Genomic DNA, 18492 nt, shown 5'->3' on the forward strand with positions numbered 1-18492 from the left:
TATTGAAAAAAGAAAATGAAGGTGATATTATTTAGTAAGAAATAATTTGGGAGAGAGGAAATATGAAAAAATATTTATACATTTTAAAAACTAAAGGTTCATCCATAGTTATGCATGAGGATGAGAAATTAAAATATTTTGAGGGAGAGGACACAGATCATTTAGAAAGAGTAGAGAAATATATCAAAGATAAAATGGAGTATAGCTTTTTAAAAATAATTAAGGAAAAGGATGTTATTTATTATGGCGATGAGTATAAAGTAATATTAATTGATGTTCTTGAATACAAAGGTGTTACTGATAGAAGCGCTTTAAAGGCTTTTAATGAAATAAAATCTGAAGATATAGGTTATAGGGATTTTAGATTATTAAATATATTTTGTTCTTATGAATTTATAACAAATGATTTTGAGCTTAATAAGCAAGAAAAACAAGTTACTATAAAAAATACAATTATGGCGGTACTAATAGGTTTAATTACAATTATTCTTTTTGTAGGTAATAATGAATTTAATTATTTTGGAATATCTGTACCTATAATAGTTACAATAATTTCTGCGAGTGCTATATTTTCTATAGGAAAAGTAAAAAAGATAAATTATACTGGTGTCTATTTTTTAGGAGTATCAATATTACTTAGTGTAACTTATGCGATATTTACTAATTATATTTTTAGAGAGATAAATATAATATTGATACCTTTAACTTTAGCAACAAGTTTATATATGATAAACTTCTCAGATATAAGATTAAAGGGAGAAGATTTACTTAATAATGTTATACCTAATATAACTATAGGAATTTTTATTAATCCCCATGTTGGAATGATTGGAAAGTTATTTAAGAATAGAGAAGATTTCAATTTTAAAAATAGTAAGTATAGAGGAGTTATAAAAGGAGTAATTATTTCAATACCATTGTTAATTTTTCTTATAGTACTTTTATCTTCAGCAGATGAAATATTTGCAAGTATATTTGAAGATACTATAAATAATATGATAAATGCAATATCTTTAATACGTACAGGTGGAGTATTATTAAAGTTAATAGTATTTGCTTTAGTATTTATATATATATATTATCTTTTCTCAAGCTTTAAATTTATGGTTAAAAGAACATATAAGATGACTGTAACTAAACTTGATAAAAGTATGGTTAATACTATATTAGTTTTAGTAAATGTACTTTATCTTGTATTTACTTATGTACAAATAAAATATTTATATATAAAGGTTAGTAATTTTAATCTTAGCCCAGCAGAGTATTCAAGTTATGCGAGAAATGGATTCTTCCAACTGATTGCTGTAGTTGTTTTAAATATAATGATAATTCTTTACTTTAAAAATAGAATAGATAATAGTAAATTAACTTGTTCTTTAAATACATTAATGACTATACTAAGTTTTAATATGGGACTTACATCTTTATATAAAATGAGACTTTATATAAGAGAGTTTGGTATGACACAATTAAGATTTGTAACTAGCATTTTTATGATATTTATATTAATTATGTTAGTGCTTATAGCTGTATCACTATGGAAAAAGATTGAGCTATTTAAATATTGTATAATTATAGGAAGTATAATTTATTTAGGAATTAACTTCTGTAATATGGATAAGATGATAGCTGAATATAATTTAAATGCAAAAGGAAAAGGTGTAGATATTGAGTATTTATCTACTTTATCATTAGATAGTTATGATGTAGTATTAAAAGCTTATGAGCAAGGGAAAATAAGTAAAGAACAATTTATGCAATATAAAGAGCAGAAACAACTTACTTCACAGTGGTATGAATACAATTATTATAACGATAAATAAAATGTAAAATATATAGTTGTATGGTATTATAATGTTATGAATATGTGTAAAGATATTTTGGAGGGTAAGAATGAAGTATTACGGTAAAAAATCTTTATCAGGCATTTTAAACATTATTCTTGGATTTGTATTATTCTTTGGAGTTATATTAACAGGGTTTACTTATTACACAACATTTTCTAAAAACAATATGAAAAGTATTGAAGGTATAATTTTAATTATTCTCTTAACAATAGGGATTATATGTACTTTTGTAGTTATAATAGAATTAAGAAGAGTTATAAAAACATTAGTTTTAGAGAATCCTTTTACTTGGGAGAATGTAAAATCGTTAAGAAGAATAACTTTTAGTTGTTTTATAATAGCAGGATGTTATCTTATAAACTTTCTTGTGAATATAGGAAAAGAGAGCTATAGTATAGTTTATATAGATTCAAAAGGTATTCATACTGATGCTGAAATATTTATATTTCTATTAGCTGGATGTTTTATAGGAATACTCTCTAAAGTGTTTGAGCAAGCAGTTAAATATAAAGAAGATAATGATCTAACAATATAGGTGAATGTATGGCTATAGTAATAAATTTAGATGTAATGATGGCAAAAAGAAAAATGTCACTACAAGAACTAGCTCAAAGGGTTGGAATAACTAATGCTAACCTATCAATACTTAAAAATAATAAGGCAAAAGCTATAAGATTTTCTACATTAGAAGCAATATGCAAAGAATTAGAATGTCAACCAGGAGATATAATAGAATATACTGAAGAATAAACTAAGAGGTTATCTGATTTAAGATAACCTCTTTTTATTTTTAAATTTAATAAAAATATTTGTTATTGATTGGTATAGAAACGATTTCATAAAAGTATTATAGAGTATAACCAGTATTCAAATTTATAAATATTTTTGTGAGGTGGAGTGTATGGGAAAAGTGTTAAAAGCTATGGTAGCTATAGCAGCTACATCATTAATTTTAGTTGGATGTACTAGTGGGACAAGCTCTAAGGTTGAGGACTCAAAGGAGAAAAAAGAAGTGAAAAAAATTCTTTGGGAACAAGGTGGAGAATTAGAAGCACAAAAAAGGTATGATAAAAATATTGGTACTGCAGGTATACTTGCTGGTAAGTCTAATGGCTATATTATTGTTGGTGGTGGAGCAAACTTTCCAGAAGAACCAGCTTCAAAAGGTGGAACAAAAGTATTATATCCAGATATCTATGTGTTAAAAGCTGAAGATGGAAGATTGAAACAAGTAAATCATACAACTTTAGATTATGAGATTGGATATGGGAATTCAATAACTACTGATGAAGGGATATATTATGTAGGTGGAAGTCCAAATGAAAAAGAAGCTGATAATGTTACACTTATTAAAGCTGATGATAAAGGTGAAATAACTACAGAACATATAGGAGATTTACCTTTTACTCTTGCTGATGGTATTTCAGTAAAACATGATAAGTTTATATATACTGGACTTGGAAAACAAAATGGAGAAGCAAGTAATAAATTTTATAAATTTGATACTGAAACTGGAAAAACAGAAGAATTAGCAGCTATTCCAGGTGAAGCTACTAGAAATCAAGCAGTAGCTCAAGTGCTTGGGGATAATATTTATGTATTTAGTGGTGGAGATAAGGTTGCTTATACAGATGGATATAAATATGATATAAAAAATAATTCTTGGAGTAAGATTGCTGATGTTAAAATTGGTGATGAAGAAATTTCACTTTTAGGAGCAAACTCTGTAAAACTAGATGAAGATAGAATGCTTGTTATAGGTGGATTTAATAAAAAGATTTATGATAATGCAGTAGATAAATTAGGTTCATTAAAAGATAAAGAATTAGATGATTTTAAACAAGCTTATTTTGGAGCTGATCCTGCTGAATTTAATTGGAATAGAAAAGTTTTAATATATGATTCTAAGACAAATGAATGGACAAGTACAGGAGAAATACCTTTTAATGCACCTTGTGGAGAAGGGTTAATTCTTGAAGGAGATAATATATATTCAATAAATGGAGAAGTTAAACCTGGTACTAGAACAGAAAGAATTTACTCAGGAACTTTAATCTATAAATAAAATACTAAAAAACTACTTACTTGTTGTAGGTAGTTTTTTTATTTAGCTGTGGATAACTTTTAATTAAAGTTATCCACATATCTTTGATTAGTTTCCACTTATCCTAAATCCCTAAATATTATTATTGGAGCAAAAATAATTAATGAATATAGTTCTTATATCGACATAAAATTAAGTAAAGTAATACTATAATTAAATATAATGATTTGGGAATTAGTGATTTAGGTTTAGGGGGATTATATATGAAATGGAATAACTTCTTTGGTGTATTGATAGGTATATTAGGTACAATGATTATAAAGGGACTTGGAATAGATAGTAAGTATTTAGTTATTGGTATGCTTGTTGGAATAATAATATATCAAATAATTAAATACTTTGTAGTTTATAAGAATGCTGTAAAATAGATTTTATAAAAAGGTAGGTAAATTAATTTAACTACCTTTTTGATATATTAATCTTATTTCCCAGGAAAGATATTATTTTTGTAATTCATCAACATCTACTTTACCAAAATATTCTCCACCATGATAGCAAAGAACTTTTTCTATATCTAATCCTCTTAGTTTATCTAATGATTGGATTGCCTGTTCTGGGTTAAAGTTAGAAGTATTTCTTGATCTTATAAGTTTTCCATCCTGTAGCATTAATGCATCACCCGTTAATAAAGTTTTTTCAATAGGGATATAAATGCAGATATGTCCTATTGTATGTCCTGGCATATCTAATGTTTGCACTTCATTAAATATAGGTAAGTTATCTCCAGCTTTAAAGGTTTCATCAACTTCTACAAATATCTTATTAAATCCATTTCTAAAGAATTCAAGTCTTCCTTTTGAGTTTTCATCTAAGTTTTCTTTATTATTCTCTAATGCCGCTAGTTTATGTGGTATTTTTTTACCTGATATATAATCAGCTTCTACATCAGTTGAGTAAATTTTAAGATTATCACCTAAAAGTTCCTTAAATTCTTTAGCAGTACCAATATGGTCAATATCATGATGTGTTATAACAAGTGCCTTTAATTTATTTATATCTATATATTTTTCGATTTCTTTTTTTAAAACTTCAAATTGCCCTGAGAATCCAGAGTCTATAAGAACAGCTTTTTCTTCATCGAAAATAAGAACAGGATGAATAATCATTTCTCTTCCACCAAAAGTTAATGAAGCTTCTAATGATTTTACGCTTAGTTTTTTCATATTTAAATCTCCTCTTTTGTTTGTTATATAAAATTCTAATTAAATAATTTTTAAGTGGGTATTATTATATAACTTCTTATAGCTTTTATAAACTTATTAAGGTAAAGACTAAATTAAATTTGTTTAACTCTTTTGCACTTATAAATCATATAAGTATTAATAGGTAGTTATAATAAGGGAGTATATTTATGAAAGCAACTATGGAACAATCAAGAAATTTTTTAGGAACAGAAAAAATAGGCAAATTAATTTTTAAGTTTGCCATCCCATCTATCGTTATTTTATTAGTAAGTGCATTATACAATATAGTTGACCAAATTTTTATTGGTCAAGGAGTTGGGATATTAGGGAATGCAGCTACAAATGTTGCTTTTCCAATAACTACAATAAGTACATCAATAGCTTTACTTTTAGGAATTGGTGGTGCTTCTAATTATAATTTAAATTTAGGAGCTGGAAGAAAAGAAAAAGCAGCTTATATTGCAGGGAATAGCTTTTCTTCAATGTTAATTGGTGGAACAATACTTACAGGTATTGTTATTATTTTTTTAAAACCTTTAATACTAGTGTTTGGAGCAAGTGGTGAAGTTTTATCTCTTGCTTTGACATATACAAGTATCACTTCTTTTGGGATTCCTTTTTTTATATTTTCAACTGGAGCTAGCCATTTAATTCGTGCAGATGGTAGTCCAAAATATTCTATGTTATGTGTACTTTTTGGAGCTGTATTAAATACAATACTTGATCCATTATTTATATTTGTTTTTGATATGGGGATTGCAGGAGCAGCATGGGCAACAGTTATTGGTCAAATTGCATCAAGTGTACTTGCCTTTAGATATATATTAAATTTTAAATCAGTTAAGTTATCAAAGGAAAATTTTATACCAAGAATAAGATATATAAAATCAATTGCTGCACTGGGAGTTTCTGCTTGTTTTAATCAACTTGCTATGACTCTTGTACAAATAACAATGAATAACACTCTCACATATTATGGAGCTTTATCTAAATATGGTAGTGAGATTCCACTTGCTTGTGTTGGTGTTATTTCAAAAGTTAATATAGTTTTTATGGCTTTTATTATGGGCGTAGGACATGGATGTCAGCCAATTGCCAGCTTTAATTATGGGGCAAAAAATTATAGTAGAGTAAAGAAAACATATATTTCTTCAGTAATTATCGCAAGCATAATAGCTACAATTGGATTTATAGTATTTCAGGTTTTTCCAAAACAAATTATTAGTATTTTTGGTGGTGGAAGCAAAGAGTATTTTGAATTTGCTATAGAATATTTTAGAATTTATATGATTATGACTTTTATAAATGGAATTCAACCTGTAACATCAACCTTATTCACAGCTATAGGAAAAGCAAAGAAAGGTATAATTTTATCTTCAACAAGACAAATCTTATTTTTAATTCCATTATTATTAATTTTCCCATTGTTCTTTGGAATTGATGGAATAATGTATGCAGGACCTATTTCAGATATTATTGCTGCCACTCTTGCAGCTACACTTATGTATTTTGAAATAAGGAGAATGAATAAGGAAATAAAACTAAAAGCTGATGTATAGTAAAAAGCACTCATTTAATTTAATGGGTGCCTTTTTTATAAATTAAGTATCTTATTTAGTTACATTATTTTTAATTAATTCTATAAAATTATCTGGAGTTACAATTCTTACTTTAGGATTTTGATTTAGTTTATTTACTACATCTTGAACATTATCCATAGTATTACTCCATACATGTACATAAACAAATGTATAAGAATTAGGATTTTTTATATCTGTATATCCAAGTTTCACTCTTTCATTAATATTTTCTATAAGTGTTTTCTCATCTTCTAAACCACCCCAAAGTAAATCTCTGCAAGATATTATAGGCTTATTATCTGACCATAATATTTTTCCGTTATAACTATTATTCTTTTCATAGTTAAGATAGAAAAGACCATTTATATTATCATGAGTAGTATACTTATTCCATAAATCTTCTTTATAAAAAGCTTCATCATCAAGTATTAATACAGAATGCTGATCTACTTTTTTCATATAATCACTTAGGACTTTAGTGTAGTTATCTAATTTATCTATAGGAAATTTACTAGGATACATATATCCATTACCTGATGGAGGGACTATAAAGTTATCACTATATTTTAAATAGCTGGTACTGTCATAGTATTTATTGAAAACATTTGGAGCTAAGTAATAAAGAGAAGGACTTATTGACCAACCTAAATTGAAATTCCCCCTATATGGAGAACCAAACCAATTTTTTGAGCCATAATTACTTCCAAGTAGCCATTGCTGATTATCTCCATCAGACATAATAAAGGTAACATAATGAACACCATCTTCTGAAATTATTTTATTATTAATTTTTTGTTTTTGAGGAATAGATGGAAATGAGCTTAGTATAGATAAATTATAAGACCAATCAGCAGCAATTACATCTACACCAGCTTTAGAAGCAGATAATACATTTTTATGTTCATCAGGTCCCCAACCAAGACAATGAGCATTATTATCCATAGAGTTAAAGATTTTTTCTCTTAAAGAAAAGTCATCTAGACTATCTTCATAGAAAATTAGAGATTTTGATATTATTGCATAATCTCTTAAAGCCATAGGATTATAAGGAGATAATTCTATAACTGTGGAGTGATTTAATGAATCCCAAAGATTATTGAAAGCCCAGTATTTATCAGTATCTCTACAATCTTTCATTAAATTATCTATGCCTAAGTCTTTAACTTTAGTTTCTAAAGATTCATCTATAGCTATTGAATTTTTTAATGAAGCAAGAGTACAAGCATTATTTATAGATGACATATTTAATTTACTATATAGTACATATCCATTAGTAAGTGACTTGAATTGATTTAATAATTTCCAAGGGTCCTTAACTTTTTTATATTTAACTTTATAATTCTTTTTTAAATCTTGAAGCCAAATTTCATAATCAGGTTCAGTAGGACTTATAATATAAATTTGCTTATCAGATTTAGTAGCCACAATACCTTGAAGTGTAGCTATCATAGTTTGTTCTTCTTTAGTCATATCAGTTTCTGAAATTACATAAAGGCATTTAGGAATTATAGAATTTTTAATAAAAGGAGAATCAGCTTCATTTGTTTTACTTAATTGTGATAAAGGCTGTTGTATTAAACTAGAGTTTGCAAAAACTTTAGGAGAATAGGAAATAAAGATAAAGAATAAGCAGCTAAAAAATATAAATATTTTGGGTTTTAAAAATTTTATCATAAGTATCTACCTCATATTTAATTATTATCTATTAGCTTTGCTTAGAATATTGAACTTTATTCATAGTAAATAGAACATAATAAATATAATTTATAAGCTCTAGCTTTTGGAGTAAAGTTTGTAAATAGGCAAATACTATGATATTATATAAGCCTATAACAAAGTACTTATATCTTTATATAAGGATTTTATATAATAATCTATGTAGTTACTTGGTGTAGATTTTAAAAATTAAAATTAATTTTAATACTAGAATAGATAACAAATGGAGGAAATTAAATTATGAATACTTTACCAAATTGCCCAAAGTGTAATTCAGAATATGTATATGAAGATGGAAGTCTTTTAGTTTGTCCAGAATGTGCTTATGAATGGAATGCAGATATGCAAGGTGCAAATAATGAAGATGAATTAATAGTTAAAGACTCAAACGGAAACATATTACAAGATGGTGATTCTGTAACAATAATAAAGGACCTTAAAGTAAAAGGAGCTTCATCAGCATTAAAGAAGGGTACAAAAGTAAAGAATATACGTTTAGTTGATGGAGATCATAATATTGATTGTAAGATTGAAGGCTTTGGAGCTATGAGCTTAAAATCAGAATTTGTTAAAAAGATATAATTTAATAAATATAAATAAGCTAGGTAATTTACCTAGTTTTTTTATTATAAAAATAAATAAAATGTTACGTATGTGGAAACATTTTATGGATAGCTCAAGATTTATTGACAAGAAATAGTTCTTTATAATAAGATGTGATTAAAGATAGATTTCATTAAAGATGAAATAAATTAATTAGTGAGGTGCTTGATGAGCGGGGTAGTATCTAAATAGATAAATTTTATAGTTAAATAAATCTAAAAATGGGGTATAAGCATACCTTTATTTGTTGTGGATTTATTTAAGATAGTCTATGAAGATACAACTAGCAAAAAGGTACCAATAGTGAATATAGGATAACTATATTTATTTTTAGATGATTTAAGAGATTAAATTTATAGGTATGAATTTTATGCTGTGGAGTATCCACAGCTTTTTTTATTTTTAAGATATATGGAGTCTATCTTTATGTATCTTTATAGATGTTTATTATTAATGCTTTTAGTTGAAAGGGGACAAAAAGATGAATAAGAATACATTTGAAAAGTTACAATATCATGAGTTAAAGGAAATAGTTAAGTCTTACTGTGTTAGTGGACTAGGAAAAGAGTTAATAGATAAATTAGAGCCGTCTAGTAATTTAAGAGTGGTTGAGAAAAGATTAAATGAAACTAGTGAAGGTGTAACCATTTTGGATATGGCAAGTCATATTCCACTAGATGGTATATCAAATATAAAAGTAGTTATAGATAGAATAGAAAAAGGAATAATTATTGAACCAAATGAGCTTATTAGTATTTGTGACTTCTTAAGAGGTTGCAGAAAGATAAAAAAGTTTATGGAAGATAAGAGTTATTATGCAAAAACTTTAGCAAGCTATGCTCAGTCTATATCAGAGTTTAGAAGTATAGAAGAAGAAATAGAAAATAGTATAAAAGGTTCAAGAGTTGATTCTAATGCTAGTAAAGATTTAAAGAAGATAAGAAGACATATAGATAATTGTGAAACTAAGATTAAAGAAAGATTAGAGAAGTTTCTACAAAGTAGTACTAATAAGAAATATATACAAGAGTTCTTTATTAGTAAAAGAAATGAGAGATTTACAATTCCAATAAAAGCATCTTATAAAAATCAAGTTGAAGGAACTGTTGTCGAAGTATCATCAAAAGGTTCAACTGTTTTTATAGAACCAGCAGTTATATCAAAATATAGAACAGAGCTTGAGATATTCAAAGCAGATGAAGCTATAGAAGAATATAGAATACTTTCAGAGCTTTCAAATCTTATACATGATAAGATTAAGGAACTTAAAATAAATATAGAAGCAATAGCAGAGTTTGATATGATTTTTGCTAAAGCTAAATATAGTAAAGCTATAGATGGAATAAAGCCTGAAATTAATGATTATGGTTATATAAATATAGTTAAAGGAAAGCATCCACTTTTAAAAGGAGAGGTAGTTCCTTTAGATTTTAGAGTAGGTGATGATTATAGATCACTTATAATAACAGGACCTAATGCTGGAGGAAAAACTATAGTTTTAAAAACTGTTGGGCTTTTAACTTTAGCCGTGCAGAGTGGTTTTCATATAGCAGTAAAAGAAGGAACTAATATGTCTATCTTTGAAAAAGTATTTGTTGATATAGGAGATAATCAAAGTATAGAGAACTCTCTTAGTACATTTTCATCTCATATGAAAAATCTATGTGAGATAGTGAATCAGTGCAATAAATCAAGTTTAATATTATGTGATGAAATAGGAAGTGGAACAGAACCTAATGAAGGAGCAGGTCTTGCAATAGCTATTTTAGAAGAATTTTATCATAAAGGAAGTATAACAGTTGCAACAACTCATTATGGAGAGATAAAGAATTTCTCAGAAGTTCATGAAGACTTCCAAAACGCAGCAATGCAATTTGAAAAAGAAACTTTAAATCCTTTGTATAAATTATTAATAGGTAAATCAGGACAAAGTAATGCTCTTTGGATTTCTAAGAAGATGGGAATAAAGGATTCAATATTAGAAAGAGCAAAAACTTATATTGATAGTAAGAACTATAATTATGAAAAAGTTAAAGAGAGTAAAATTAAAAAGCAAACAGATAGTATAAATGATATCTTAGATGAGGAAAGGGAATTTAGATATAATGTTGGTGATAAAGTTTTACTTTTAGATTTTAATGAAAGTGGAATAGTCTTTAAGCCAGAGGATAAGTTTAATAAACTAGTGGTTTTCTATAAAGATGAGTATATTGAAGTTCCTTTAAATAGAGTAAATCTTGAGATAAGTGCTAAAGAATTATACCCAGATGGTTACGATTTAGATTCTTTATTTATTAGTTTTGAAGAAAGAAAGCTTCAAAGAGATATAGAGAGAGGTTCAAAGAAAGCTTTAAAGAAAATACAAAAAGAAATCAGAAAGTAATTTAAGTTTTTAGAATTAAAAAGATACTTGATAAAAAAATATATCAAGTATCTTTTTTTGTAATTATTTTAATTAGATTAATAAAGTGTATTAGAATTTATAGAACTAATAAAAATAATTATTAATAAATAAAAATTATTAAAAATTATATTTACTTTATTGGAAATTCAGAGTAAAATAGTATGTAATAGGATATTGTTAAAAAATAAACAATTAAGGTGTTTAGAATCTTGGAGGGATATATATGAAAATAGTAGTAGTAGGATGTACACATGCAGGAACCGCAGCAGTAGTAAATTTAAAGGAGCTTTACCCAGAAAGCGAAATAACAGTGTATGAAAAGAATGATAATATTTCATTTTTATCATGTGGAATAGCTTTAAATGTAGGAAAGGTAATTGAAGATACTGATAGCTTATTTTATAATTCACCAGAAAATCTAGCCAAGCTAGGCGTAACTACAAATATGAAGCATGAAGTTTTAAATATTGATTTTGATAAGAAAACTTTAGAAGTTAAAAACTTAATTACAGAAGAAATTTTTGAAGATAGTTATGATAAATTAGTTCTTACTTTAGGTTCATGGCCAATAGTACCAAAGTTTGAAGGTGGAGAGCTTGAAAATATAGTATTATGTAAAAATCATGACCATGCTTTAAATATAATAGAAAAAGCTAAGGATGCTAAAAATGTAGTAATTATAGGAGCTGGATATATAGGGGTAGAACTAGTAGAAGCTTTTGAAATGCAAGGAAAGAAAGTAACTTTAATAGATGCTGAAGATAGAATAATGCCTAAGTATCTAGATAAAGAATTTACAGATATAGCTGAAAAAGAATTTACTGATAGAGGAGTAAATTTAGTTTTAGGTGAAAAAGTTCAAAAGTTCAATGGAGAAAATGGTAAGGTAACTGAAGTTGTAACTGAAAATGGAGCTTATAAAGGTGATTTAGTAGTTTTATGTATAGGATTTGCACCAAATAGTAAACTTGTACAAGGTAAATTAGATACTTTACCAAATGGAGCAATAATAATAGATGAATATATGAGAACAAGCAAAGAAGATGTATATGCTGCTGGAGATTGTTGTGTTGTAACTTACAATCCTGCTAATGATAAGAGATATATACCTTTAGCAACTAATGCTGTAAGAATGGGAACATTAATAGCTAGAAATATTGTGAAGCCTACTCTTAAGTATATGGGAACTCAAGGAACATCAGGAATTAAGATATATGATCAATCAATAGCTTCAACAGGAATGACTGAAGAAGTAGCAAAATCAACAACAGATATGAATATAGGAACTGTAATATTAACAGATAACTACAGACCAGAATTTATGCCAACTTATGAACCAGCAACAGTAAAACTTGTTTTTGATAAAGATACAAGAAGAATTCTTGGTGGACAAATTATTTCTAAGATTGATTTAACTCAATATATGAATACTTTATCAGTAGTTATTCAAAATAATATGACTATTGAAGAACTTGCAATGACAGACTTCTTCTTCCAACCACATTTTAATAAGCCTTGGAGTTTATTAAATGCAGTAGCATTAAAAGCACTTTAATTAATATAGCAAACCTCGTCATATAAATATGACGGGGTTTTATTCTTATTTAGTAAAATTAAGGTATAATTATATATAGTATAAATACATAATTTTAAAATTAATATTATAGATTAAAGGAATGTAGGTATGAAAAAGATAATTATAGTTGAGGATGCAGAAAGAATAAGACTTGAATTAACAGAAGTTTTTGAGAGATATGGATATGAGGTAAAAGTTCCGGATAGTTTTGATAATGTATTGGACTTTGTAAAAAGAGAAAATGCAGATTTAATAATACTAGATATAAATTTACCTATATTTGATGGTTATTATTTATGTAGAGAAATAAGAAAAAGCTCAGATATTCCAATAATTATAGTTACTAGCAGAGATAGTGATATGGATGAGCTTATGAGTATTAATTTAGGTGCAGATGATTTTATAACAAAGCCTTATAATATAGAAATACTTTTAGCTAGGGCCAATTCACTTATAAGAAGAAGTTCAAAACAATCTAGCACTAAAGATAAGTTAAATTATAATGATCTTGAGATTAATTTATATAATAGTAGCATGACTTATAAAAATAATAATATAGAGCTTACTAAAAATGAACTTAAAATTTTAATTTTCTTGGTTCGTAATAAGGGAGTTATAGTTTCAAGGGAAGAACTTATGGAGCATTTATGGAATGATGATTTCTTTGTGGATAACAGTACATTATCAGTAAATGTTACTAGGCTTAGAAAAAAACTTGTTGAAATAGGTTTAGATAATGCCATAGAAACTAGAAGAGGACAAGGGTATATAATGCCATGAGTTTAAGAGAATATTTAAAAGATAAGCTTTTATTTATATCAATAAATTTAATGTTATTTATTTTATTATTGATGTTCTTAATTTATATAGAAATAAGCTTTATTTGGTGGATAGGAATATTTATAATTTGGTTTTTACCTATGATTATTTATTTTACTCTAGATTATATAAAGAAAAAAGATTTTTATTATACTCTTATAAATAGCTTAGAATCATTAGATAGAGAATATTTAGTAGCTGAAGTTATGGACGAGCCTTATTTTTTAGAAGGGAAGATAGTTTATGATGCTTTAAAAAGTATAGAAAAAGATATACATAAGAAGATTAATTATCACGAAAATAAGGAAATTAATTATAGAGAATATATAGAAGCTTGGATTCATGAAATAAAGACTCCAATAGCTTCAACAAAACTTATAATAAATAATAATAAAAGCGAAGCTACAAAAAATATAGAAACAGAAATACTAAAAATTGAAGAGTATTTAGAACAAGTCCTATATTATGCTAGAAGTAATGATACTAGTAAGGATTATATAGTTAAAAAAATAATTTTAAAAGAGCTTATAAAAACTGTCCTTAAGAAAAATATGAAGAGTTTTATATATAATGATATAAGTCTTGTTTTAGAAGATTTAGATGAAGTAGTTTATACAGATCCAAAATGGGTTAATTTTATAATAAATCAGATTATTATAAATTCATTAAAATACTCTAAAAAAGAAGAGGCAAGAATTAAGATATATTCAGTAAGGACTGAGAAGAATGTAATTTTAACTATTGAGGATAATGGAGTTGGAATTCCTACTGAAGATGTTAGAAGAGTTTTTGATAAAGGCTTTACTGGTGAAAATGGTAGAAAGTATGGAAAATCAACAGGAATGGGACTTTATATATGTAAAAACTTAGCTGATAAACTTGGTTTTGGCTTAGAATTAAGTTCAGAGTTTGGAGTAGGAACTAAAGTAAATATAATTTTCCCAATAGGAGATTTAACAAATATATAGATAAAATTTAAGACTCAGTTAATACTGAGTTTTTTATTTTAAGGGAGAAATATTTCGAAAATGAAAAGTTCACGAAATATAAATCAATATAATATTGGAAAAAATTGAGATAGAATTAAGGGGTAAGATAAATACAAGGAGGAGAGAAATTTTGAAACAAGTTTTAGAGGTTACTAACATTGAAAAATATTATGGAAATAAGAGTAATATAACAAAGGCGATAGATAAGATAAGTTTTAAGATAAATGAAGGAGAATTTGTAGGGATAATGGGTGCATCAGGAAGTGGTAAGACTACACTTTTAAATTGTATTTCTACAATTGATGAAATTACTTCAGGAGAACTTAAGATTAATGATATTGATATAACAAAGCTTAAAAATAGAGATTTAGAAAAGTTTAGAAGAGATGAGCTTGGGTTTATATTTCAAGACTTTAATTTATTAGATACATTAACTGCTTATGAAAATATAGCAATAGCTCTTACTATAAAAAAGGTAAAACCAGCAGAAATAAGAGAGCTTATAACAAAAGTTGCAAAGAAATTAGAGATAACGGATGTTTTAGATAAGTTTCCTTATCAAATGTCAGGAGGACAAAAGCAAAGAGTTGCCTCAGCAAGAGCAATAGTTACAGATCCATCATTAATATTAGCTGATGAACCAACAGGAGCTTTAGATTCTAAATCTGCAAAATTATTATTAGAATCATTTGAAAAATTAAATAATGAATTTAAAGCAACTATATTAATGGTTACACATGATGCATTTACAGCAAGTTATGCACATAGAATACTTTTTATTAAGGACGGTAAAATCTTTACTGAAATTTATAGAGGAGATTCTTCAAGAAAAGAGTTCTTTAATAAGATTATTGAAGTTGTGACTTTACTTGGAGGTGATGCTAGTAATGTATTATAATCTTTCGCTTAGAAATGTAAAAAGAAGTTTTAGAGATTATTTAATTTACTTTTTCACACTAACTTTATCAGTAGCTATATTTTATTCATTTAATTCTTTAGGTTCGCAAGACATGATGATTCCATTTACCTCTTCAAATGATGAGATATTAAAAGCTATAAATTTATTTTTAGGAATATTATCAGGATTTGTATCTGTTATATTAGCATTTCTAATTATATATGCTAACAATCTTTTAATTAAAAGAAGAAAAAGAGAATTTGGTATATATACTACACTTGGAATGAGCAAATCAAAGATATCAAAGATTTTATTAATGGAAACTATTATTATAGGGATATTTTGTTTAGTTATAGGCTTAATTATAGGAATATTTATATCTCAAGGATTATCAGCAATGACGGCAAAAGTATTTGAAATAAGTCTTTCAAAATACACTTTTATTTTTTCTAGTAATGCATTAATTAAAACTATTTTATGCTTTGGAATAATATTTCTTTTTATAAGTATTTTTAATATAAGAATTATGAAGAAATATAAATTAATTGATTTAATTTATGCTTCTAAAAAGAATGAAGAGTTACATCTTAAAAATAGTAAAGTGTCTTTAGCAATATTTATATTATCAGTAGTTATTTTAGGAGTAGCTTATTCAATAATTCTTAAAGAAGGTTTATTAGGTAGAACACAGGAAATTTATCTATCAGTAGCCCTTGGAATAATAGGAACAGTATTATTTTTTGTTTCTTTGGCAGGATTTTTAGTAAATTCTCTTAAAAAGAGTGAAAATATATATTTTAAAAATTTAAATTTTTTTGTAGTAAGACAATTAGGAAATAATATAAAAACTAATTTTATATCAATGAGTATTATAAGTTTAATGTTATTTGTAACTGTATGTATTTTGGCTTCAGGAATAGGAATAGGTAAAGGAGTAAATTCAGATTTAGACTTTAAGATTCCATATGATTCAGTTATACACCAAAATGATCCAGATACTAATATGAAAGAGCTTTTAAAGAAAAATGGGATTGATATAAATTTATATACTAAGGATTCTATTGACTATAATAGATATATTATTGATAAACTTCCATCTGAAATTCTAGGTAAGAAACAGTATGTAACTGCCACAGAAAAGCTTGTAGATTTTACTTCACGAGATACTCAGGCCATAAAGCTTTCAGATTACAATAAGCTTTTAGAGATGAAAGGAGAAAAGCCAATTAGTCTTACTAATAATCAATATGCAATATATACAAATGATAAAGAGATGGTTGATTTCTATAATAAATTTTTAAAGACCGGAAAGAACGTAGACATAGATAATAAAGAATACTTACCAGCATATAAAACTGTATTATACAATAATATTGATAATTCAATGATTAATAATACTATTTTAACTTTAATAGTACCTGATAGTGTATGTGATAATTTGAAAGTATATAATAAAACTTTAGTTATGGATATCAATGATAAGTTTACGGCTAATGTAGATAAGAAAATTAAAGATTTATTTGCAAAGATACAACAAGATACAGGATATGAAAAAAATTATTTTGTTTATACTAAAGAGGATCTTAGAGTAGAAGCATTAAGTATGTCTATGCTTATAGGATATATAGGTATTTATATAGGTATAATTTTCTTAATTACTAGTGGTTCAGTACTAGCAATTCAGCAATTATCAGAAACTAGTGACAATCAAGAAAGATATTCTCTTCTTAGAAAATTAGGTTCAGATAGAAAAATGATAAATAAAGCATTATTTATTCAGATTGGAACATATTTTATAATGCCTTTATTACTAGCAATAATACATTCTATAGTTGGACTTAAAGTTTCAAATAAGATTGTACAATTAAATGGAGGAGATGATATGGTAGGTAATATAATATTTGCTGCTATATTTATATGTGTAATCTATGGACTTTATTTTATAACTACATTTATGGGAGCTAAAAATATAATAAATAAGAAGAGATAAGAAAGTAGCGAGTAAAATTTAGTGAATTTTACTCGTTATATTTATTTTACTCTAATCTAAATCCTTTTTTACTATTTGATATAGATGTTTATGTAAGATATCAGTATAATAATATTACATTATTTGGTAGGGGTAAATATATATGAGAAGAGAGTATAAACTCAAAAAGTTAATATTTTTAATAGTATTTATCATCATGATATTATTTTTAGGGATTTTATTATATTTAACTAATAATAAAACTATCCTAAAAAGTTCTACTAATATAATTACACTTTATAAAGATGATAATTCAAAAAAATATTTTATTGATAATACTATAGATAAAGATACCTTATTAATAATTGAAAAAAATTTTGATATAAATCAAAATCAAAATCTTATTATTAATATAACATTATATAAACATAAGTTTTTAAATATATGGGAAAGTATTCAGGAACAGCATCTAATTGTAGATAAAGAGTTTAGTTGGGAACAAGTTTTAATTAATAAAGATCCTGAAAAATATTTTGTATTTGGGTATTTAAAAACAAGTGATAAAAAGACTATTAGTATAGATGGAATAAATGTAGATAAATTAATTAAATTAACTGATGATATTTATATATGGTATGAAAGTACTAATAATGATTTAATTCATGTTAAATTAATTGAATAGTTTATCAGATATATTAGACAAATAAGAAGAAAAAGGAAGTAGCGAGTAAAATCTAGTGAATTTTACTCGCTATATTTATTTTGATAAAGAAATATTTCAAAAATGAAAAATTCAAGAAATG

Annotated in this window: 16 protein-coding genes; 14 read left to right on the forward strand and 2 right to left on the reverse strand. The window is 26.0% G+C overall.

Features of this window, described 5'->3' with window-relative positions:
• Positions 1-62: 62 nt before the first annotated feature.
• From BN8917_RS03080 to BN8917_RS14330, 5 genes are all read left to right on the forward strand, one after another.
• A complete protein-coding gene (locus BN8917_RS03080; RefSeq protein ID WP_084748463.1) occupies positions 63-1823 on the forward strand; it encodes a DUF4153 domain-containing protein in 1761 nt (586 codons plus the stop codon).
• A gap of 70 nt (positions 1824-1893) precedes the next feature.
• Entirely contained in the window at positions 1894-2382 is a 489-nt protein-coding gene (locus BN8917_RS03085) for a DUF2975 domain-containing protein (protein WP_066870475.1), read from the forward strand.
• An 8-nt stretch (positions 2383-2390) separates the two neighbouring features.
• Positions 2391-2597: a helix-turn-helix domain-containing protein gene (locus BN8917_RS03090; protein WP_066870478.1), complete on the forward strand. Its 207-nt coding sequence runs from the start codon at positions 2391-2393 to the stop codon at positions 2595-2597.
• Between the two features lie 151 nt (positions 2598-2748).
• Positions 2749-3912: a cyclically-permuted mutarotase family protein gene (locus tag BN8917_RS03095; protein WP_066870481.1), complete on the forward strand. Its 1164-nt coding sequence runs from the start codon at positions 2749-2751 to the stop codon at positions 3910-3912.
• 242 nt (positions 3913-4154) lie between these two features.
• A complete protein-coding gene (locus tag BN8917_RS14330; RefSeq protein WP_159426724.1) occupies positions 4155-4319 on the forward strand; it encodes a hypothetical protein in 165 nt (54 codons plus the stop codon).
• Between the two features lie 72 nt (positions 4320-4391).
• Here the strand turns inward: BN8917_RS14330 and BN8917_RS03100 are convergent, their stop codons facing one another.
• Positions 4392-5114: an MBL fold metallo-hydrolase gene (locus tag BN8917_RS03100; protein ID WP_066870484.1), complete on the reverse strand. Its 723-nt coding sequence runs from the start codon at positions 5112-5114 to the stop codon at positions 4392-4394.
• 188 nt (positions 5115-5302) lie between these two features.
• On the opposite strand from BN8917_RS03100, the gene BN8917_RS03105 reads away from it, so the two are divergent.
• Positions 5303-6694: an MATE family efflux transporter gene (locus BN8917_RS03105; protein ID WP_235829976.1), complete on the forward strand. Its 1392-nt coding sequence runs from the start codon at positions 5303-5305 to the stop codon at positions 6692-6694.
• Positions 6695-6745: 51 nt separating this feature from the next.
• Here BN8917_RS03105 and BN8917_RS03110 read toward each other — a convergent pair whose 3' ends face one another.
• Complete coding sequence (locus BN8917_RS03110; RefSeq protein ID WP_066870487.1) at positions 6746-8389, reverse strand: GxGYxYP domain-containing protein; 1644 nt, start codon at positions 8387-8389, stop codon at positions 6746-6748.
• A 282-nt stretch (positions 8390-8671) separates the two neighbouring features.
• On the opposite strand from BN8917_RS03110, the gene BN8917_RS03115 reads away from it, so the two are divergent.
• From BN8917_RS03115 to BN8917_RS03150, 8 genes are all read left to right on the forward strand, one after another.
• Positions 8672-9013 carry a zinc ribbon domain-containing protein YjdM gene (locus tag BN8917_RS03115; protein ID WP_066870490.1) on the forward strand — a complete coding sequence of 114 codons (342 nt, stop codon included), beginning with the start codon at positions 8672-8674 and terminating at the stop codon, positions 9011-9013.
• A gap of 502 nt (positions 9014-9515) precedes the next feature.
• Positions 9516-11417: an endonuclease MutS2 gene (locus BN8917_RS03120; protein WP_066870492.1), complete on the forward strand. Its 1902-nt coding sequence runs from the start codon at positions 9516-9518 to the stop codon at positions 11415-11417.
• 244 nt (positions 11418-11661) lie between these two features.
• A complete protein-coding gene (locus tag BN8917_RS03125; protein ID WP_066870495.1) occupies positions 11662-12993 on the forward strand; it encodes an FAD-dependent oxidoreductase in 1332 nt (443 codons plus the stop codon).
• 129 nt (positions 12994-13122) lie between these two features.
• On the forward strand, positions 13123-13794 hold the full coding sequence (locus BN8917_RS03130; protein ID WP_066870498.1) for a response regulator transcription factor: 672 nt from the start codon (positions 13123-13125) through the stop codon (positions 13792-13794).
• On the forward strand, positions 13791-14801 hold the full coding sequence (locus BN8917_RS03135) for a sensor histidine kinase (protein WP_066870501.1): 1011 nt from the start codon (positions 13791-13793) through the stop codon (positions 14799-14801). Before BN8917_RS03130 ends, BN8917_RS03135 begins: the two co-directional genes overlap by 4 nt.
• Positions 14802-14952: 151 nt before the next feature.
• Positions 14953-15720: an ABC transporter ATP-binding protein gene (locus tag BN8917_RS03140; protein WP_066870504.1), complete on the forward strand. Its 768-nt coding sequence runs from the start codon at positions 14953-14955 to the stop codon at positions 15718-15720.
• Positions 15710-17710, forward strand: a complete 2001-nt coding sequence (locus BN8917_RS03145; protein ID WP_066870507.1) for an ABC transporter permease — start codon at positions 15710-15712, stop codon at positions 17708-17710. Before BN8917_RS03140 ends, BN8917_RS03145 begins: the two co-directional genes overlap by 11 nt.
• A gap of 142 nt (positions 17711-17852) precedes the next feature.
• The gene (locus BN8917_RS03150; protein WP_066870510.1) at positions 17853-18371 is read left to right on the forward strand and encodes a hypothetical protein; all 519 of its coding nucleotides are present in this window, start codon (positions 17853-17855) and stop codon (positions 18369-18371) included.
• Positions 18372-18492 lie beyond the last annotated feature (121 nt).

Source organism: Clostridium mediterraneense (genome assembly GCF_900091705.1).
In the GTDB taxonomy this organism is placed as follows: Bacteria; Bacillota; Clostridia; order Clostridiales; family Clostridiaceae; genus Sarcina; species Sarcina mediterraneense.